Origin of the sequence: Phocaeicola coprophilus DSM 18228 = JCM 13818, from assembly GCF_000157915.1 — a bacterium.
GTDB lineage: Bacteria > Bacteroidota > Bacteroidia > Bacteroidales > Bacteroidaceae > Phocaeicola > Phocaeicola coprophilus.
The window spans coordinates 223906-245819 of sequence record NZ_EQ973631.1 but is presented as its reverse complement, the minus strand read 5'-3'; the positions used below and the strand labels follow the sequence as shown (position 1 = coordinate 245819).

Below are 21914 nucleotides of genomic sequence, written 5' to 3'. Positions count from 1 at the left end.
TATTACTTTCTTCTTTCAATAATATACTTAGAAGACTGTTTCTTCGGTGCTCTAGTCTTCAAGCCCTTAGCATACAAGCCTGTACGTGATCTCGGGTGACCTCCAGACTGACGTCCTTCACCACCACCCATCGGGTGATCAACAGGGTTCATAACAACACCACGGTTGTGAGGACGACGACCTAACCAACGAGAACGTCCTGCCTTACCAGAGCTTTCCAACGCATGATCAGAATTACCTACACTACCGATAGTAGCCTTACAAGCACTCAAGATCTGTCTAACTTCACCTGAAGGCAATTTGATAACACAATACTTACCTTCGCGAGAAGTCAACTGAGCAAAGTTACCAGCCGATCTTACCAAAGCAGCTCCCTGACCCGGACGCAATTCAATATTGTGAATTACAGTACCGACCGGAATGTTTTCAAGCGGAAGTGCGTTACCAATCTCAGGCGTCGCATTCGCTCCAGACATCAGTGTGCTGCCAACTTGCAGTCCATTAGGAGCAATAATGTATCTCTTTTCACCATCAGCGTAAAACAACAAAGCAATACGAGCCGAACGGTTCGGATCGTATTCAATAGTCTTAACGACTGCTGGAACACCGTCTTTATTTCTCTTGAAGTCAATCAAACGATATTTTCTCTTATGACCGCCACCGATATAGCGCATAGTCATCTTTCCTACGTGGTTACGGCCACCAGTAGAACGCTTTCCACATACAAGAGATTTTTCTGGTACCGATGCAGTAATTTCTTCAAAAGTACCAATAATTTTGTGTCTCTGCCCCGGTGTTGTGGGCTTAAATTTACGTACTGCCATCTTTTATTTAAATATTGCTATAAAAATCAATAGTATCACCTTCTTTCAATGTCACAATTGCTTTCTTATAAGCATTTGTACGACCATTGATAAGTCCAGATTTAGTATAACGGCTCTTGTTCTTTCCTGCATACTTGATAGTATTAACAGAAATAACAGTTACATTATACAAAGCTTCGATTTCACGCTTAATTTCCAATTTGTTAGCATCGGGACGAACAATAAATCCAAAGCGGTTGAACTTTTCTGATATTGCCGTCATCTTTTCCGTAACCAACGGTTTAATTATCATTCCCATATTACTTCAGCCTCCTCTAATTATTTAACTAAGGTTTCCTCGATAGCTTTCAATGCGCTCTCAGTCACAACAAGTGTTTCTGCGTCCAACACCTTGTAGGTATTCAGCGCAGAAGCAACCATAACATTTGTACGCTCTAAGTTTCGAGCAGACAAATATACGTTTTTATCTGCACCTGACAAAACCATAAGAAGCTTTTTACCAGATACTTTAAGATTATTCACAACATTTACGAAATCTTTGGTCTTGGGAGCTTCAAAAGTGAAGTCTTCAACAACTACAATGTTGTTAGCCTGAGCTTTGTAAGACAAAGCAGACTTACGAGCCAAAGCCTTTACTTTCTTGTTCAATTTGAACCAGTAATCACGCGGTTTCGGACCGAATACACGCGCACCACCTACCAACAGCGGAGAGTTGATATCACCACGACGTGCACCGCCTCCACCTTTCTGACGGCCCAACTTACGAGTAGAACCACTGATTTCGCTTCTTTCTTTTGATTTGTGAGTTCCCTGGCGCTGGCTAGCCATGTACTGCTTTACATCCAGATAGATAGCGTGATCATTCGGAGTGATTCCAAAGATAGACTCGTTCAGAGTCACCTTTCTTCCGGTTTCTTCACCCTTAATATTTAAAACGTTAACTTCCATTATTTCTCAATTATTACGATTGAACCTTTGTAACCCGGAACAGAACCTTTGATCAAAAGCAGGTTGTGCTCAGGAATAACCTTTAATACTTGCAAGTTGTGAGTAGTTACTCTGTCACCACCCATCTGTCCGCCCATGCGCATTCCTTTGAATACTTTTGCAGGGTAAGAACAAGCACCGATAGAACCCGGTTTACGAGCACGGTTATGCTGACCGTGAGTTGTCTGGCCCACACCACCGAACCCATGACGCTTAACAACACCTTGGAAACCTTTACCTTTAGAGGTACCGATTACGTCTACATAGTTAGCATCATTGAACAGTTCTACAGTGATAGTATCACCTAAATTCAATTCTTCTGAGAAATCTTTGAACTCGGCCAAGTGTCTCTTCGGAGTTACTCCAGCTTTTTTAAAGTGACCCATCAACGGTTTAGTAGTGTGTTTTTCCTTCATGTCCTGGAAACCTACCTGAACAGCTGCATAGCCATCTTTTTCTACACTCTTAATCTGAGTAACTACACAAGGACCAGCTTCGATAACAGTGCATGGTACATTCTTACCATCAGCACTGAAAACGGATGTCATTCCGATTTTCTTTCCTAATAATCCTGGCATTTCAGTTAAATTTTAATGCATTAAACTTTAATTTCTACTTCTACCCCACTCGGTAATTCCAATTTCATCAACGCGTCTACAGTCTTAGCTGTTGAGCTGTAGATGTCGATCAGTCGCTTATAAGAAGACAATTCAAACTGTTCACGTGACTTCTTGTTTACGAAAGTCGAACGGTTTACAGTAAACACACGCTTGTGAGTAGGCAATGGAATAGGACCGCTCACGATAGCGCCTGTAGCTTTCACAGTTCTTACAATCTTCTCAGCAGACTTATCTACCAGATTGTGATCGTAAGATTTCAGTTTAATTCTGATTTTCTGACTCATTAATTTAAATTTTAAAGTTATATAATATAAGGAGAAGCACGAGGGCTAAGAGTCATTCGCTAGCCCTCATCTGCTTCTGGTTATTTTTGTTTTATTAGATCAAATCTACGCGACCTTTAACTTCTTCAAGAACGGCCTTAGCAATAGAGTTAGATACCTGAGCGTGGTGATCGTAAGTCATAGAAGAAGTTGCACGACCTGAAGTGATAGTACGCAAAGCTGTTACATAACCGAACATTTCTGCCAGCGGAACCATTGCTTTTACGATACGAGCACCAGAACGGCTTGTTTCCATACCTTCAACCTGTCCACGACGCTTGTTCAAGTCACCGATAACGTCACCCATGTTTTCTTCCGGAGTTACAACTTCCAGTTTCATGATCGGTTCAGTCAAAACGGGTCCTGCCTTAGCACAAGCATTCTTGTAAGCCTGAATTGCACAGATTTCAAATGACAACTGGTCAGAGTCTACCGGGTGGAATGAACCATCCTTCAGAACAACCTTCAAAGAGTCAAGCGGATAACCAGCCAACACACCATTCTTCATAGCAGTCTGGAAACCTTTCTGTACAGAAGGAATGAATTCCTTAGGCACGTTACCACCCTTCACTTCGTCGATGAACTGCAGACCGCCCTGCTTCCAATCTTCGTCAACCGGACCTACAGAAACGATGATATCTGCAAACTTACCGCGACCACCAGACTGTTTCTTGTAAACTTCACGCAATTCAACAGTCTTAGTAATAGCTTCCTTGTAGTTAACCTGAGGTTTACCCTGATTACATTCAACCTTGAACTCACGTTTCAGACGGTCGATAATGATATCCAAGTGAAGCTCACCCATACCAGAAATAATAGTCTGACCAGACTGTTCGTCAGTCTTAACAGTAAATGTCGGGTCTTCTTCAGCCAACTTAGCCAAACCGTTAGACAGTTTATCCAAGTCTTTCTGAGTCTTAGGCTCTACAGCGATACCGATAACCGGTTCCGGGAATTCCATAGATTCCAATACGATCGGAGCTGTTTCATCACACAGAGTATCACCAGTACGGATATCTTTGAAACCTACACCTGCACCGATATCACCAGCGCTGATCAGGTCAACAGGATTCTGTTTATTTGAATGCATCTGGAACAGACGAGAAACACGTTCTTTCTTACCAGAGCGAGAGTTGTAGATATAAGAACCAGCTTCAACTTTTCCTGAATAAACACGGAAGAAAGTCAAACGACCTACATACGGGTCAGTTGCAATCTTGAAGGCCAAAGCAGAAGTCTTTTCGCTTTCATCCGGCTTACGGTCTTCTTCAGCACCTGTTTCAGGATTCTTACCAACGATATTCGGAGTATCCATCGGAGAAGGCAAGAATGCACAAACGTAGTCCAACAGAGTCTGTACACCTTTATTCTTAAATGAAGAACCGCAGAACATCGGTACGATTTCCATCTTCAAAGTACCTGCACGCAGTGCACGCAAAATTTCTTCTTCAGTAATAGTAGAAGGATCGTCAAAGAATTTTTCCATCAAAGCATCGTCGAATTCAGCTACTTTTTCGAGCATTTTTTCTCTCCACTCGTTAGCTTCATCAACCAAATTTGCAGGAATCTCTTCAACATCGTAATCGGCACCCATTGTTTCGTCATGCCACAAGATAGCTTTCATCTTGATCAGGTCAACCAGACCCTTGAAATTTTCTTCAGCGCCAATAGGAATAACAACAGGGCACGGATTTGCGCCCAAAACATCCTTCATCTGACGAACAACTTCAAAAAAGTCAGCACCTGAACGGTCCATCTTGTTTACATAACCAATACGAGGTACGTTGTACTTGTCAGCCTGACGCCATACAGTTTCTGACTGAGGTTCAACACCACCAACAGCACAGTAAGCAGCAACAGCGCCATCAAGAACACGCAAAGAACGTTCTACCTCAGCAGTAAAGTCCACGTGTCCCGGAGTGTCAATCAAGTTGATCTTATATTTGTTACCTGCATAGTTCCAGTATGTAGTAGTGGCAGCTGAAGTAATTGTAATACCACGTTCCTGCTCCTGCTCCATCCAGTCCATCGTAGCAGCGCCATCATGTACTTCACCGATCTTATGAGTCAAACCAGTATAGAACAAGATACGTTCAGAAGTGGTAGTTTTACCAGCATCGATGTGCGCCATGATACCGATGTTACGGGTCAAATGCAAATCATGTTTAGCCATTTTAATTCCTTCTTTATTAAATTATTACTTGATTGATTAGAATCTGAAATGTGCAAAAGCGCGGTTAGCTTCAGCCATACGGTGCATATCTTCCTTACGTTTGAAAGCACCACCCTGCTCATTGTATGCATCCAGAATTTCAGCAGCCAATTTATCAGCCATTGATTTTCCGCCACGTTTACGAGCGAAAGCAATCAAGTTCTTCATAGAAATTGACTCTTTACGGTCAGGACGAATTTCAGTAGGAACCTGGAATGTAGCACCACCGATACGGCGAGACTTAACTTCCAACTGAGGAGTTACATTATCCAAAGCTTTTTTCCAAACTTCCAATGCTGATTTTTCTTCACCCGGAAGTTTAGTTTCGATAGACTTCAATGCGTTGTAGAAGATTTCGTAAGAAGTATTCTTCTTTCCATCATACATCAGATGGTTTACAAATTTAGAAACCTTCTGATCGTTAAATACTGGATCCGGAAGGATCACACGTTTTTTAGGTTTTGCTTTTCTCATTTTGTTTGATAATAATGTTTAGTTTGGGGCTGCATTTCTCGTCTTCTTCAACGCCTCCTCTGAGGCATTTACTCAACCTTAAAGCTTTTCCAACAAACCAAAACGAATTAATAAAAGTCTTTCCTTGTTAAAAAAGATTGCGTACGGTCAAGAAATCAATTACTTCTTACCTTTTGCTGCGGGAGCCTGTCCTGGTTTCGGGCGCTTAGCACCGTATTTAGAACGTCTCTGTGTACGGCCAGCAACACCTGCAGTATCCAAAGTACCACGAACGATGTGATAACGTACACCCGGAAGGTCTTTCACACGACCACCACGTACCAATACGATTGAGTGTTCCTGCAAGTTGTGTCCTTCTCCCGGAATATAAGAGTTAACTTCCTTAGAGTTTGTCAGGCGCACACGAGCAACCTTACGCATTGCTGAGTTCGGCTTTTTCGGAGTTGTAGTGTACACACGAACGCAAACGCCACGTCTCTGAGGACATGAATCCAGCGCCGGAGACTTACTCTTATCTGCCAGAACTGCTCTTCCTTTTCTTACTAATTGTTGAATAGTAGGCATCTTGTTTGATTTTTAATTATTATTATATTGTTTATTGTTTTCCGTACCTTTCACGAAACTATACATTTCGGGCTGCAAAATTACAAATAACTTTTTAATAAACAAACGGTTTCCAAATAAAATACTTTCTTTCGACTAAAAAAAAAAGAAAAGGCCCCGAATCAAGCTCTCAAAATTATTTCATTTTCCCCTTTTCTCAGGAGGAAAATGATTCAGGATCTCTGGCTGAGTCTGCAACATCGGATGCCGGACGCACCAGCAAAGCACTTAATTCCCATAACACATAGATAGGCATAAACACCAGCATCAGCGTAAAAGGATCGGATGAAGGAGTAATGACAGCTGAAACAATCAGCAGAACTAAGATTGCATGTCTCCGGTATTTATGAAAAAAACTCCGGTTCAGAATACCCAGCTTCGACAAAAGAGCCGACAATAAAGGAAGTTCAAAAATAATTCCCATCAGAAATATCAATGTCAGGAAATTATCCATATAAGAATCAAGCGACAGCTGGTTGGTTATCGACGGGCTCAATTCATACGTATAAAGAAAGCGCAGTGTCATGGGAAACACCAGACCATAACCGACAAAACAACCCAGAAAGAACATAAGTGTTCCAAACAAAAAGGCAGCTCCTACCCCTCTTTTCTCACGTTCATACAGAGCCGGACAAACAAAACGCCAGATTTCATACACGAGATAAGGGAATGTAACCAACAAAGCCAGCCAGCAGGACAGAGTCATGTGAATAAAAAACTGTGAGGCCAGACGGATATTGACGACCTCCACATGGAAAGAAGTTTCCATAAAATCCGGAACAATCCATGAACGGGCCGCAGTCTGTTTAATCAGCTGATAAAGGAAAAAATCATCCCGGCATGGTGCCATCACAACCTGTTCGAACAAATATGGAACAAAGACAAATCCCAGTAGCATGCAAACCGTCCACACGGCCAGCACACGGATCAACATCCAGCGTAGAACCTCAAGATGATCCCAAAAAGACATTTCTGATTTTGTTGACATATTCGCCAGTCACGGATTTTCTAGAATTACTACATCAAATCGGCCTTCCCAATAGCCGTTCAAACTGTCACAGGCTGCCCGAAAAAAACGCTTCGGGCTTTTTAAAAAACGTTTCGGTCTTTTCAGTAAAACGCTTCGGCGTATAAGACAAAACGTCCCGACGTTTTCCGGATGAAAGGAAGCAAGGCTGCTTATAGCCAATAAAAAACTGAGAACCAGCAGAATAGGTTCTGTCGGTTCTCAGCTATATCTTTCAAGAATTAAGCTTCACCCTTGAAATCGCTCAAAGGGGGAACGAAAGTCTTGCTACCAGCATTCTGCTGCTGTTCTTCCGGCATACGGATCGGACCGAAGTTCTGTTCATACTTGTTCACGTTATCCTGCAAAGCATACATCAGACGTTTTGCATGTTCCGGAGTCATAACGATACGTGACTGCACACCAGCCTTCGGCAATCCCGGCATAATACGAACAAAGTCTACAATAAACTCTGAAGTAGAATGAGTGATGATAGCAAGATTGGCATAAGTACCTTGAGCTACTTCTTCCTTCAGCTCTATCTGGAGCTGGTTATTTTTGTTTTCGTTTTCCATAATGGTTAATCTTTGATTTAATTATTTATTCTTAATTGCACCGGCAAAAATAAGGAAAAAGTTGAATCTACCGGCATAAATAAAAGAAAAAAATATTTCCTCCGGTATATCACTCCGGCTTTTTCTCCGATGCTTTTCTGATCAGAGCCCGCTTGTCAAGCTTCACCTCGCCTTTCACCAGTTCCGGTATATTGAAGGAATACATAAAGTTACGATAGAACTGAGGATCGGACTGTGGTACGGCAAATGGTTTGCTCCAATGCCCTTCTCCATCCACATGCACCAGATAAGGGTGAGTATAAAGCCCGTCTACCCGACGACTGCTGAACACCAGCCAATGTCCGTTACTGCTCCAGGAATGATAACTTTCCACATCATTACTGTTCACACCTTCCAGTTCCGAAACCTGTCCGGTCTTCAGATCAACCATCATCAGATCTGCATCTTTATGCCAGATTGAAAAATTCCCATACGAAGACAAGGTAAAGACCAGAAAACGGCCATCCGGAGAAACCCTCGGGAAGGACACACTTTTATTCTTCAGACGTCCATTATATAAGGTATCCACCTGCGTTCCGAAACTTCGGCTTTCAGCATCAAAATCAATCGAGCACAAACTATATTTCACCTGATCAAACTCGTAAGGCAATGTTTTTGCTTCAGCTGAACAGAAATAAAGTTTCTTCCCGTCAGGCGAGAAGGTTGGGAATGTTTCAAAAGCTGTCTGTTTCATCAGTAACGAATCGGTCAGAACGGCATCACGTTCCAAGTCATAGACGACCACATCGGAGGAGAAATCAAACACCTCAATCCGGTTCCGGTCGTTCTGATGAAAAGCCTGCTTCGTCTGGTTCATGGAGAAAGCAATAAATCTTCCAGAGGAATGCCATGAAGGATAAACCAACGACTGTACTTTGCCATTGATCTTAGCCTCCAGCCGTTTCACTCCATCCGGTTCGCTCAGATATGTTCCGCCCAGTTGGGCACGCATGTGAAACACCATACGATCCGGCTCCCGGTTATTGAAGGAATGACAATTCATACAGTTATGCTGCGTCTTCTCATTGGTCAATATTGATTTCTGTTCGAAAGAAGTCAGGTCACGCTGGTATATTCCCATCCGGTTCCAGAGTTCATACCCCGGCTCAATCAGGCGATATACCAGAAAAGCATCCAGTTCGTCCGGAGAGATATGCCAGGAGAAGGGTTCATACATACACCATCGGCCGTCTTTGCGAACGTACACTTTCACCTGCAGAGAGTCACCTACTGAAGACTCCAGCAGTTCATGCCATTTCTTTTCCGGGATCAGAAAAGAACCGTCTTCAGCGTCTACTATCAGTTTATCCTTACGACCCGAAATAACAGCAACGGCTTTCTCTGCTTCCTCCTCCAATGCAAAGCGCAAAGGAGCTATGTTCGAAGGAATTGTTACCCCGGTATAATCCGGGAGAATGGCCGGACAACCCTTCAATGTCTGTTCCGATACAGGTTCCTGCGGTGAACAGGACATCAACAGACCCAGGAGCATGGACAGACAACCTGTGCGCCCCACATATTTCATAACAGTCTTTTTCATCAGCGTCTAAACATATAATAATACCAATAAGTGTTTCCATACGAGCCTTGCAAGCCATACATCTGTCCTGATCTCCGTGCCGACAGAACAGCCTGCCGGTAAGCCTTGAAGCGTTGCGCCACCTGCGGAGTCACTCCATAATCTGCCCACACCTCTTCTTCTCCTTCATGCACCTGAATAACGGCTTCCTGAAACAGACGAGGCATCGGCTTCATGCCTGGCATTCCCTTGGTGTGTTCAATAAAGTCACGAATCGCCTTCATATCCTTGCTCAGCAGGCACATAACACCATAATACTGAAAAGCCGGACGCCAGGAAGTATTCGAATGGATAATCTGTTCCAGATTTGGAATCAGCTGAGTTTCATTGGTCAATCCGGAAAGATGCTGCACACATGCATACCGTCCTCCCAGTTCCGGATCTGCTTTCATCTTCTCCGGATGTCCGAGGAACTGTCTATACCGACTCGCTTTGTCGGCATAAGCCAGTGTCTGTTCCAAGAGGCGAATGTATTTCTCAGCCACATTATCATAACCGTAAATCAGATTAGTCTGAATCAGACGCAAAAGCAAGCGGGGATTCACCGCCCGTTCGGAAGCGATCATTCCCTCAAAAGCCATCTCCTGTGCCAAAGCCACGTTTCCCATCTGATAATAAATGTCACTCAACAACGTAGAAGCATTGACCGAACGGTTAGAAGGAAGCACCAGCCCCTGCGGGCCGCATTGCTTATAGTCAAACAGACGGTCTCCTAATTGATCCAGATGCGACAACGCCAGGTTCTGATAACAGGCATGCATCATATTTCGATCAGACCGCAGGCCGGGGAAATCCAGGACTTCCTGCCATTGTCCAGTCCGACAGTAATAATCGAGAGTTTTGGCCTCATAGTTTTTCACGGAATTATAGCGGAGACTTCCCGAATGCATCAGCCAGGCAAGCAGAACAATCTGAGCAACGGGCAGGCATATCCTTCCCCACCGTCCCGCAGAAAAAGTTTTCCGGCTCAACAGACAGGCGGCTGTCAGATTCAACAAGCAGGCCCATCCGGCATAGGCAAGCATAGCCGGAGGATTTAAGCGAGAATGATAATAGGCATCAGACGTCAACAGGAAACGCCATTCCAGCACAATATCCTTATAATATAAGGTAAGAGGAACAATTCCTGCAAGAAGTAACAGGCATAAGGCCCACCACTTCTGCGAGGTTTGTCTTGTAAACAGATCAGCCATAACCACACCTGCTACTGTCAACAAACCGTAAGGACCGACGAAATAATAGCCGAAAATTGCCCATACTCCTGTAATTACCCAACGGAACAAATTCTTCCGGACAGCCAGACAAACATCCAGCATCAACAAAGAAATCCACAAAGCCAGTGTTCCTTCCCAATGGTAATTGAAATCTGTCTGTATCCACAGCAAGGCAACCGACGGCAGAAAGTAGAACAACGGAGCAAGGATATTCGGAGCTATGCGTTTCCAATATCTGGACATCTGCCAGGCAATCATTGTAAACAGCAAAGCAGACAAAACTGCTCCTGCATAAGAATAAAAAAAGAACTGAGTCAGAAAAGCGGCCAGATAGATCACTACTCCCCCCGGCTGCGAAAGAGTTTGCCAGGCGTAATCACTGTCAAAGCGAAAGAGGTAAAACTGTTCCGCATAAAAATAATTGTAAGCAAAATAATGCTGACAGTACCCAGTCATCAGGATAAAAACCAAAAGCCATCCTGCTACCTGTCCTGCCCGATTTAATTTGATCATAGTAAAAATTTTTAGAAGGTTTAAAGAAGAAACCCTTTCTCCGGTCTTCTGTTTTGCCGACAAAAGTACCGATAAGAAAGGGTTTCTCAAAAAAAATCAGGTTATAAAATAAAACAGGCAGGCCTGACAAATTCTGTTTATCCTTACAGACGGATGGTCTCCTCCAGACGGATATCCTGAGAGGATGCACCAACCCGGATTACGAAATCTCCTTTTTCGAAGACCCATTTCCGCTTCTTACTGCTGAAATAAGAGAAATCATCCTGAGTCAGTTTCAAAGTTACAGTCTGTGTCTCTCCGGGTTTCAGGTTTACTTTTTCAAATCCTTTCAGCTCCTTCACCGGACGGGGCTCACCTGATTTCGGATCGCTCACGTACAGCTGTACGACTTCTGCTCCTTCACGTTTACCATCGTTACGGACAGAGAAACGTACCGTTACATCTCCCTTCTTCCGGTCGTCAACTTTCACTTCCAGTCCGGAATAAGAGAAGGTTGTATAAGACAGTCCATATCCGAACGGGAAAAGCGGCTGCACCTGATTATGTTCATATCCCCGGTAACCGGTAAAGATTCCTTCCCGATAATATACCTTTTTCTCGCGACGGGTTTCATCATAGTTTCCGCACGCCGGTGAATCTTCCCAACGCTTTTCAATGGTAAAAGGCAACTTAGCCGAAGGATTTACCTTTCCCGACAAGATATGTGCCAAAGCATTTCCTCCTTCCTGTCCCGGATAGAAAGCATGAAGCACAGCCGGAACACGGTCAATCCAACGAGTCATTCCAACTCCTCCGCCGGCATGAAGCACTACTACAACATTCGGATTCACCTGAAGCAGTTCATCCACCAGACGGTCCTGACCAAAAGGAAGGTCAAACGGACGGTCACGGCCTTCCAACTCAATGCTTCCGTCAAGACCAAGACAACAGATCACGACGTCTGCCTGTTTGGCCACCTGCTTGGCTTCACTGAAATCAATGTCAGAATCATAAGCATATCCCATACGGATCTCCGAAGGAAGACTGCGCTGGTTATAATAAGTCAGACGGACATGAACACTGGAACCTTTTTCTACAGCTACTGCCACATTCCGGACATCGAACGACTGTGACTTCGAAGCATCCAGCATCAGCTGATCATCCAGCCAAAGCTTATATCCTCCCTGTGCATCCACAAAGAAACGAAGGCTGTCTGTCTGATGAACATCTACATAACCGTCCCACTCAACCTGGTATTCTTCACCCAGATTCTTTTCGTTATGCGGATATCCCCACCATTCGTTATCTATCCGAGGTTCTACCATTGACAAGATCAGATTACCATCAGCCTGCTGACGCGATACGGATGAAGTCTGACCGGCAGAAGAACGTCCGGCTGCTTTTGCCTGCTGTTCCAGCAAACGGGAAGACAACGTTCCGGTATCGGAAGAACAGGTATAGTATTTAGCTTCCAGTCCTTTCTTTCCATCCCGGGTACGGAATACACTAGTCCGGAACAGGCGTCTCTTAAACTGGTTGGAAACTCCCTCAGCATAATAGATCTCTGCATCAGGGAACTCATTACGGATTCCATCCAGATCACTGATAACATACCAGGGATGCACACGCGAACTTCCACCGCCTCCGTAAACAATGCCATTCGTATTGTAGACACGATCGGATATAACATACGGATTCGCAGTCGGTCCGATAACAGCAATCTTCTTCGGAGACTTCAAGGGAAGTACACCGTCTGCATTCTTCAACAGGATAATTCCTTTTTCTGCTTCTTCCAGAGCCAGTCTGTTGGCATCCGGATTAAACAATGGAATGTCCTTACACAACTGCGGACGGTCAAAGAATCCCATCTCGATGCAAGGACCATATATTCTTCTGACCTTTTCATTAATCAGTTCTTCTGTAATTGTGCCGTCCTGTATCAATGGCAAAAGTTTTTCACGGACAAACCAGTCGTTACTTCCCATTTCCAGATCCAGACCATTCTTGGCTGCCTTGTCTGCCGAATAAGTACAAGCCCAGTCCGACATCAGCATTCCCTTGAATCCCCATTCTTTTTTTCAGGATGTCAATCACGAAACTGTTCTCTGTACAATAGGTTCCCTGGAAAGGATTGTATCCGGTCATCACTGCTTTAATATCTGCACGCTGCACAGCTGCCTTGAAAGGAGGAAGATAAATTTCGCGCAAGGTACGTTCATCCATTTCCGTGCTGACAGTATAACGGTCGAACTCCTGATCATTTCCGATATAATGTTTGATCGTAGGAATGACTCCCCCAGCCTGAACGGCCTTTACAAAAGGAACCAGCATTTCAGAAGACAAATAAGGATCTTCACCGAAATACTCAAAGTTTCTTGCTCCTTTTGAAGCACGGTAAATGTTTGCCCCGGGAGCCAGCATGAAATGAATGCCACGCGCACGCCATTCCTGAGCATACATGCGGCCGGTCTTTTCTGCCAGTTCTTTATCCCACGATGCAGCCAGGGCTAAAGCAGCCGGAAAAGCTGTTGCTCTTCCCCAGATTCCCCATGACGAAACCCCCAACGGACCGTCTGCCATTTTAAAGGCCGGAATGCCCAGACGTTCACACGGATGAAGATAAAAATCCTCATAACCGGCGAGAAGGTCTATTTTCTCTTCCAGCGTCATTCGTTCAACCAGGTCATTCAAACGGGCTTCCACCGTCAAGGTAGAATCCTGAAATGGATAAGAAGGCTGAGCTTCCGCTCCCCGAACGGACAAAAACATACACACCCTCAACAATACTAAAATGTGCCTCATAATACTTTACAAAATAGATGAATAAAAAAATTTCTTATTGCTTTTTCAACGTCGTTACGACATTCGTACTGAAAACAGTCTGAAGCAATGCTTTCTGGTCTGATACCGGTGCCTTCACTAGTTCCGGCAAATTATAAGTACGCGTAAACGTTTCATAAAAATGCGGATCTTTCTGAGGAAGCAGGAAAGGTTTGCTTGCCTGTCCGGTCGTTGGGTCAAAATGAGCAAAGAACGGACGGGCCCACAGTCCATCCAGCCTTTTACTGCTGAAGACAAACCATTTTCCGGAAGAAGACCAGGTGTGGAAACTATCTACATCCTTACTGTTTACAGAAGGAAGTTCATGAATTTTTCCGTTGGCCAGTTCCAACAGATAAAGATCACTCTCCGGATGCCAGATTGAAAAGTTTCCATAATCCGACTGCGTAAACAGCAGATAACAGCCATCCGGCGAAACACGGGGGAAAGATACACTTTTCCCTTTTGCAGAAGCTTCATACAGACAATTTATCCGATCTCCAAAGCGGCCGGTCTCCGGATCGAAATCAATTGAACACAAATCATAGCGCAGACTGTCCAAAGCTGCTCCCTGGTGATAGGCATTTCCCCGACAGAAATAAAGTGTCCGCCCATCCGGTGACCAGGCAGGGAATGTCTCCATGGCTCCGTCTCCATAAATTAAAGAATCTGTCAGCATCTCATGACGTACCACATCATACACACCCAGATCCGCTGCCAGGTCAGATACTTCAATCGGCTTTTGTCCGTTCGCATGAAAGAACTGCTGAATCTCATTCATGGAATAAGCAATGTATTTTCCACTGGGATGCCAGGCCGGATACGTACTTCCGTGAGCAGCTCCCTGAGGAGATGCACTCACCTTTTCAAGGGTACCGTTCCGCCGTATCAACGTTCCTCCATCCTTTCCTCTCACATGAATCATCATTTCATCCGGAGAATTGTGGTTGAATGTATGGCAGTTCAGACATTGTTTTCCAAAATCTTTATTTTCAAGAACCGGGAATTCCTCATATCCGGTCAGGTCCCGCTGATAGATTCCCATTTCATTCCATAACTCATAACCCGGATAAAGCAAACGATAAACCAGATAAGGATCAATCGGATCCTGGCTGACCGTATCCTTGATATCCGTAAATCCCGTCCAGCTTCCATTTTGCCGGACAGCAATGCGTATAAAGATTTCCTGACCCGCAGCCTGTTCCGTCAGTTCTTTCCATTTATCTTCCGGAATAATAATTTCCGGATCGCTTCCTCCACAAACAAAATCCACTTTCCCGTCATGTCCGAAAGCTGCCTGGAAACGGTCACCTTCTTCCTGAATCACGAAATTAGGAGGAGCAATATTCAGTGGAAACACTACACCACTATAATCCGGATAAATCCGGGGAGCCTTTCCCGACATCCGGTCCACTTCCTGCCAGGTATATCCACATCCGGACAGGACAACTCCACATATTAATATCCAAAGACAAAGTGCAGCATTAACGCGCAATGATTTTATTCCCATAAGGACTGACAAAGTTTAAATAATACCAATATGAATTTCCGAACTCCAGTCTCAGCTTCCGCATATCCTTCTGCTGATAAAGCTGATAATAATGTTTAAAACGTTCCTCTGTCTCCGGACTGACCGAATAACCGGTCTTCGAAAATTCTTCTTCACCGACTCCTGAACGGTACATGAACAAAGCTTCTTCAAACAGTCTCGGCATCCGGGGATAATCAAAATGACGCATATACTTCAGATTATCCACAAAGCGTACCACCTGATTACTCAGCAACAAGTCACACATCAGATACTCAAAAGCCATCCGGTTGGTCGAGTCCTTCTCACAAAGATACTGCAGCTCCGGACCGATATTGAGGACATTGGCAAAGCGGGCCGGTGATTCTTTCACATCAGCCAGCGGTGCCCGCAGACCAGGAACCTTTCCGGTATGCAAAGCAGCTTCCAGTTGTTCAGCTTCTTTCCGATAGAAAAGCGACTGCTTGAGCAGGTTGATGAAGCGGCGCGCCACTTCCGGACGTTTGTTGACCACATTGTATCTGGCCAGATTCAGCAAATGAGGAGCAGTTTCTCCCCAAACCACCATCGCTTCGAATTCCCAACGCTGTGCTTCATTGATGTATCCAAGATCCTCATACAGGAAATGCCCGTATTCACTTTCCCGACTGTCACTGTTCCAGGGGAAATAAAGAGCCTTTACTCCCATGTTCAGGGGATAGTCCAGCAGATGATCCAGCAATTGTCCCGTATGATAAAGAGCCATGTTGCGAAAATAGAAAATAAGCTGGTTATTCGCCTGACGCTTCAGATATTTTTCTGTCTGCATCAGCACATCATCCCAATTTCGCTCCTTGACAGCCTGTTCCGCTTTCAGCATCCGATACTCCCGGATATCATACTTCTGAAGGAATTTGTAGAAAGTACCACCTCCGTACATCAGCAGAACAATGACAGTGACCGCCCAGTACACTGCCGGTTTCAAGCTAATATCCGGAATCAGCCGGTGCAGCTTTCTTAACCAGGGAGACAACAGCCAGCAATATACAGCCACGACCAACAGACTTACCCAGACTGAAACTACCGGCACCAATGACGCATCTGCCGACACAGTCTGAAGAAACAAATATAAGGAAGGAAGCAAAGCCAGCTGGAGCAAATCTCTTTTCCCCGTTATCCGATAAATAATGAAACGGACCAGCAAATAAACAGAGGACAAGATACCTGCCATCAGACAGCTTCCCAGCAAAGGCAAGTGGAAAAACTGAATCAGAAAATCCGTCAGCCAGCTCATCCATCCTTCCGTATGAAGGCTATGCGTGAAATACGCTGTTGAAAACAGAAACAGATGATGTTGTTCCTGATAAAATATAATATGCGACAGGACATCCTGGTAACAAGCCGCATAAATAATAAAGAGAACTATAAACAGAATATAATGTAGTTGTTTCCGCATTTCGTTCTATAAGAAGTTAAACCAATATAAACAATACCGCAAACCTGACTGAAAAAAACATGCGGATAGCAGTACTACCCTATTCAGGAAAGTCCACTATCCGCACGGTTTATGCTATCATGTAACGATCAGAATCAATAACCCGGATTCTGTTCCAGTTTCGGATTCAAATCGATTTCAGTCTGAGGAATCGGCAACAAATAGTTGTGATCTTCATAGTGACTTCCGGCCAGTTTAAGCGGTTCACCTACATAAAGGATACATTTCTTTCCATTATCACCTTTCGGCGCATTCGGATCATCAACCAAAGTATATCTCAAACCTTCAAACGGTGCGTTCAATACATCCTTGGCAATACCCCAGCGACGGATATCCCACTGACGTTTTCCACCTTCCAGTGCAAATTCTACACGCCATTCATTCCAGATACGTTTACGCAGATCGTCCTGAGTACCGCAATAAGTCGGTTTAGTCGGATCGGTATTCTGCAGGTCAGGCATACCTACACGACGACGAACTTGATTGACTGCATCGAATGCAGAAGGATCCAGCGGAGACAATTCGTTCTTGGCTTCAGCATAAGTCAACAGCACTTCGGCGTAACGGATAACGACCCAGTCTTTACCCATATCCCATCCGGTTGACTGCGGATCGATAGACGGATCCAGCCATTTCTGCTGGTAGTAACCGGTAGCTGTTGCATCACCATGCTGACCGATACCTGTATTACCACTTGAACTCAACGGAGCTACCTTGATCGTTACGCCATACATTGTTTCACCGTCATGCAGAACGTTTACTTCCAGACGCGGGTCACGGTTAGCAAACGGATTTGTCGGATCATAAACAGAAGCCTCGCTTGTAATAGGAGCACCATTGATATCTTCAAATGCATCTACCAGGCTCTGAGTCGGGTTCAAACCACCCCATCCCAGTGTCGGGAAGCATTCCCAACCGATCAGATAGTGTGTTCTGGTAGGAGCATTGAACTGTACAGACAGAATAAATTCGTCACATCCGTCAGCCACTTCCCAGAACAATTCTTTGTAACGGCCTGTATTGTCCTTGTCATACAATTCATACTGACCCAGATCCATTACATTCTTGGCTTCAGTCATGGCAGTTTCCCAGTTGTTGTAGTACAAAGCTGCTCTGGCTTTCATAGCCATGGCTGCACCTTTAGTGATACGTCCGGAATTTGTTTCATCCCACTGAACCGGAAGATTTGCAATAGCTATATCAAAGTCTTCCATCACCTTGGCATATACTTCGTCCTTCGGAGTACGGGTAATGTTCTCCACATCAGTCAGTTCCAGCGGATTGTCGATATAAGGAACTGCACCAAAGCTACGGATCAAGGTGAAGTAAGTATAAGCACGGAAGAAACGAGCCTGTCCTTCCAGTTTCTTATAGGCATCTTCGCTCAAATCCATTTCCTGAATCTTTTCCAGAATCAGGTTTGCCTGACGGATATAACCATATTCTCCGCTCCATCCGTAGTCAGACGGGTCATAAACACCCTTAGACTGGTTACCGGCCGCCCATTTGATACCATGAACGGCATCGTCAGAGTTAATAGCTTCATCCGTATCCCAGGTCGGGAGGACATTGTAAAGATTAGAGACCGCCATTTCTGCATCCTTTTCGGTTTTCCAGAAACTTTCATCTGAAAGTTCTTCCAAAGGATAGCGATCCAAGAAGTCACTACATGATGAGAAACTTCCCATCAGCAGGGCTGCTGCTATAATAGATAAATATTTTTTCATAAACTGTATTATATGTTTTTATAGGTTAGAATGAAAGTCTTACTCCGAGAGAAATTTTCTTAACGTTACCGTATGACCAACCACGTTCAGCTCCTTCTTCCGGATCGATACCTCCATCCAGACCAGAGAAAGTAAGCAAGTTTTCACCTGAAAGGAACAATTTCGCATTGGTTACACCCAGTTTAGTCATCCAGTCTTTCGGCAAAGTATAGCCCAAAGTCAGGTTCTTCAGACGAACGTAAGAAGCATCCTGCAACCAGAATGAAGAAGTTACAAAATTTGTCTGGTCTGACTTGGTAATACGCGGATAAGTTGCATCGTGATTTTCCGGAGTCCAGCGATCCAGATGTCTCTTCAAGGCTGTTGCGCCATTAAAGAATGCATAAGCCGCTTCTGAAGTAAAGTAACCATCCACGTCAAAGGCGCCCTGGAACAAACCGCTCAGGTCAAAGTTCTTATAGCGAACACTGAAGCTCAAACCACCTGTCCAGCTCGGGAAGTTCTTACCGATAATCTGACGGTCACCATCGTTTGTAATCTTGCCGTCACCGTTCAGGTCCTTATACTTGATATCTCCCAGTTTTTCCTGACCTGTACGTTTCGGACAGTTCTTCAGATCATCTTCCGTATTGAAGAATCCGTCAGCAACCAGTCCATAATAAGAACCGATAGGATAGCCTTCCAGATTCCAGATCTTATCATTGCTAGTCGGACCTTCTGTTCCATTCATGTTTGTAATTTCGTTCTTCACATAGCTTACATTCAAAGCAATGTTATAACTCCAGTCCTTACCGATATTCTTGTTGTGGAACAGATTCAAGTCAAAACCAGTATTTTCCACATTACCGGCATTCTGTGCAGGAGCACTCATACCGATAACACCCTGAATCGGCATATACAGCAACATGTCATTGGTTTTCTTCTTGTACACAGCCAGTTCAAAGCCCAGCATGTTGTTCAGGAAACCACCTTCCAACGCAACTTCATAGTTGGTTACGGTTGCCCACTGCAAGTTATAGTTTACATAACGGCTTTCATATGCTGTTGAATACAACGTATTTCCAAACATGTAACTTCCGTATGCATAAGTCGGGACAGCCGGATAAATATCGCTGCTTGACAACTCTTCGTTACCGGTCTTACCCCAACCCAGACGCAACTTCAGGTTGCTCAGCCAGTCAATGTTATCCTTCACGAAGGATTCTTCTGAGATACGCCATCCGGCAGAGAAAGCAGGGAATACACCCCAACGATTGTCTTTCGGGAAGCGGGAAGAAGCATCACTACGAAGATTGGCTTCGAACAGGTACTTACCCAAATAGTCATACTGGATACGGCCGAAATAAGACAGACGGGCCATTTCATAGCCACCGTCGCTATTCTTCTGTGAAGATTCATCCAAAGTATTTAAGGATTCTCCCAGTTCATCATTACCTCCACCCTTACGAGTTGCCTCTGTATATTTATAGATGTGCTCATAAGACTCAAATCCGGCCAATGCACCGATGGTGTGTTTGCCAAATGTCTTATTGTAGTTGATCAGGACCTGTCCGGTATAGTAATTGTTGGTATAATATTTATCATATCCTTCACGCAAACCAGAATCGAAAGAAGATGCTTCATTTCCATAAGAGAAATGACGTTTGAATCCATCCTGATTGCTTGTATAATTACGAACAGAATAAACACCCTTCACACTCAGTTCCGGCAAGATGTGGATGGTAGCGAAAGTGGTCAGATTTAACTCCTGCTGAGTATTACGGGTAAAACCAGACTTTCCTCCCTGTACAGCCACCGGATTATCTTTACCAGAATAGTAGAATGTACCATCCTCATTGTAGATCGGATCTGTCGGATACTGACGGGAAACTCCCTGGAATACATTGATAAATCCATTCCAAGCATCTTGAGATACGCCACGATAACCAGAAGCATTCATACCTACTGTCAGGTATTTATTGATATCAGAAGTCAGGTTCATACGGGCATTGAAACGAGAATAGTCAATTTCATCCGTCAAACCGTTCTGCTTGGTATATCCTAGAGATCCGTTGTAAGTTGTCTTTTCAGAGCCACCGCTGATAGATACATTGTGCATCTGTTCGAAAGCATTCTTCTTGAATGCTGCATCATACCAGTCTGTACTGGGCAGAGCACCGGTACGATACTGTTCGATCTGTTCTTCAGTGAAAGGCAACGGAGCATTAGGGTTCTCATTGTAAGTAGCCTCATTATATAAGGTTGCAAATTCGTAAGCATTTACATATTCACGCTTGGCAACCGGAGAAGCCCATGAGAAAGTACCTGAATAATTGATGCGTGTCTTGTCACCCTTCTTACCCTGTTTCGTAGTGATCAGGATGACACCATTCGCAGCCTGCACACCATAGATTGCAGCCGAAGCAGCATCTTTCAATACGGTCAATGACTCGATATCAGCCGGGTCGATAGTATTCATGCTACCCGGAACACCGTCTACGATTACCAGCGGAGAAGCTGCATTAATAGAGTTCTTACCACGGATAGTGATCGAGCTGGCCTGAGAACCCGGAGCACCAGAGGTCTGAATAGCGGTTACACCCGGCATCTGTCCTGCCAAGGCAGCAGATACGCTGGAAACCGGACGGGTATCCAGTACCTTAGAATCTACCGAAGCAACAGAACCTGTCAAGTTACTCTTCTTCTGAACGCCATAACCGACAACCACTACTTCATCCAGCATTTCCGTATCTTCGTGAAGAACAACATTGTATTCACGAACACCGGCTTTCAGATTAATAGTCTGGGTTTTGTAACCTACATAACTAATATCCACTGCATTTCCGGAAAGGCTCAAAGAGAAACGTCCGTCCAGGTCAGTAATGACACCGTTCATCGCATTTCCCTTTTCAATTACAGAAGCTCCGATGATCGGTTCACCAGCTTCATCCTTTACTATACCACTAATGGTAACCTTTTGTTGATTTACTGTAGCTACAGCATCAGCATGCGGAGCTTCAGTCTCTGCCAGAGCGGGAATAGGAGCAGCAATCAGTCCTAAAGCCAGCACGAATGGCAGATGTGCTTTTCTTTCATGTAGATAATTTTTCTTCATAATATATTAATAAAGTAGTCTCTTCCTGCGGTAGATCTCAACATACGAAGTGTTTTCAATAGTCATAGTAGAAGTCCCGTAAGAACTTTATTTCACATTCACGCCGCAAATATACAACAATTTATGTCACTTTAGCAAAAATTACAAGAAAATTTCAAATTGATGAAAAAAATGATAGAAAATAAAAGTTTTAGACAAATTTCAATAAGATAGTCTATATTTCCGATAAAATTATCCATCTATTCGATCTGAGAATAAAAATACTTGATTATCTCCATTGACTTCAAATATTTGTACTCAACAATACATTAGTTTCATAAAAA

16 protein-coding genes and 1 pseudogene are annotated in these 21914 nt (G+C 44.1%); all 17 read right to left on the bottom strand.

Going from position 1 to position 21914, the window contains the following annotated elements; translation table 11 throughout:
• Window positions 1-2 precede the first annotated feature (2 nt).
• Entirely contained in the window at window positions 3-824 is an 822-nt protein-coding gene (gene rplB, locus BACCOPRO_RS01435; protein WP_008140212.1) for a 50S ribosomal protein L2, read from the bottom strand.
• 7 nt (window positions 825-831) lie between these two features.
• Entirely contained in the window at window positions 832-1122 is a 291-nt protein-coding gene (gene rplW, locus BACCOPRO_RS01430) for a 50S ribosomal protein L23 (RefSeq protein WP_008140211.1), read from the bottom strand.
• A 20-nt stretch (window positions 1123-1142) separates the two neighbouring features.
• A complete protein-coding gene (rplD, locus tag BACCOPRO_RS01425) occupies window positions 1143-1772 on the bottom strand; it encodes a 50S ribosomal protein L4 (RefSeq protein ID WP_008140209.1) in 630 nt (209 codons plus the stop codon).
• A complete protein-coding gene (gene rplC, locus BACCOPRO_RS01420; RefSeq protein ID WP_008140206.1) occupies window positions 1772-2389 on the bottom strand; it encodes a 50S ribosomal protein L3 in 618 nt (205 codons plus the stop codon). Before rplC ends, rplD begins: the two co-directional genes overlap by 1 nt.
• 20 nt (window positions 2390-2409) lie before the next feature.
• Window positions 2410-2715 (bottom strand): 30S ribosomal protein S10, encoded by a 306-nt coding sequence (rpsJ, locus tag BACCOPRO_RS01415; RefSeq protein WP_007567343.1) that lies wholly within the window; start codon window positions 2713-2715, stop codon window positions 2410-2412.
• 94 nt (window positions 2716-2809) lie between these two features.
• On the bottom strand, window positions 2810-4927 hold the full coding sequence (fusA, locus tag BACCOPRO_RS01410; protein ID WP_008140203.1) for an elongation factor G: 2118 nt from the start codon (window positions 4925-4927) through the stop codon (window positions 2810-2812).
• Between the two features lie 36 nt (window positions 4928-4963).
• A complete protein-coding gene (rpsG, locus tag BACCOPRO_RS01405; protein ID WP_008140201.1) occupies window positions 4964-5440 on the bottom strand; it encodes a 30S ribosomal protein S7 in 477 nt (158 codons plus the stop codon).
• A 159-nt stretch (window positions 5441-5599) separates the two neighbouring features.
• Window positions 5600-6004: a 30S ribosomal protein S12 gene (gene rpsL, locus BACCOPRO_RS01400; RefSeq protein ID WP_008140200.1), complete on the bottom strand. Its 405-nt coding sequence runs from the start codon at window positions 6002-6004 to the stop codon at window positions 5600-5602.
• A gap of 196 nt (window positions 6005-6200) precedes the next feature.
• Window positions 6201-7031, bottom strand: a complete 831-nt coding sequence (tatC, locus tag BACCOPRO_RS01395; RefSeq protein WP_008140199.1) for a twin-arginine translocase subunit TatC — start codon at window positions 7029-7031, stop codon at window positions 6201-6203.
• Window positions 7032-7291: 260 nt separating this feature from the next.
• Window positions 7292-7624, bottom strand: a complete 333-nt coding sequence (locus BACCOPRO_RS01390; protein WP_008140197.1) for a DUF3467 domain-containing protein — start codon at window positions 7622-7624, stop codon at window positions 7292-7294.
• Between the two features lie 109 nt (window positions 7625-7733).
• Window positions 7734-9203 (bottom strand): TolB family protein, encoded by a 1470-nt coding sequence (locus BACCOPRO_RS01385; protein WP_008140194.1) that lies wholly within the window; start codon window positions 9201-9203, stop codon window positions 7734-7736.
• Window positions 9203-10969 (bottom strand): DUF6057 family protein, encoded by a 1767-nt coding sequence (locus tag BACCOPRO_RS01380; protein ID WP_008140193.1) that lies wholly within the window; start codon window positions 10967-10969, stop codon window positions 9203-9205. The genes BACCOPRO_RS01385 and BACCOPRO_RS01380 overlap by 1 nt, the downstream gene beginning before the upstream one ends.
• Before the next feature lie 143 nt (window positions 10970-11112).
• Window positions 11113-13750 (bottom strand): annotated as a pseudogene (locus tag BACCOPRO_RS01375) (beta-glucosidase).
• A 34-nt stretch (window positions 13751-13784) separates the two neighbouring features.
• Complete coding sequence (locus BACCOPRO_RS01370) at window positions 13785-15278, bottom strand: TolB family protein (protein WP_008140188.1); 1494 nt, start codon at window positions 15276-15278, stop codon at window positions 13785-13787.
• On the bottom strand, window positions 15253-16731 hold the full coding sequence (locus BACCOPRO_RS01365; RefSeq protein WP_008140186.1) for a DUF6057 family protein: 1479 nt from the start codon (window positions 16729-16731) through the stop codon (window positions 15253-15255). The genes BACCOPRO_RS01370 and BACCOPRO_RS01365 overlap by 26 nt, the downstream gene beginning before the upstream one ends.
• Window positions 16732-16865: 134 nt before the next feature.
• Window positions 16866-18497: a RagB/SusD family nutrient uptake outer membrane protein gene (locus BACCOPRO_RS01360; protein WP_008140184.1), complete on the bottom strand. Its 1632-nt coding sequence runs from the start codon at window positions 18495-18497 to the stop codon at window positions 16866-16868.
• A 25-nt stretch (window positions 18498-18522) separates the two neighbouring features.
• A complete protein-coding gene (locus BACCOPRO_RS01355; RefSeq protein WP_008140182.1) occupies window positions 18523-21591 on the bottom strand; it encodes a SusC/RagA family TonB-linked outer membrane protein in 3069 nt (1022 codons plus the stop codon).
• Window positions 21592-21914 lie beyond the last annotated feature (323 nt).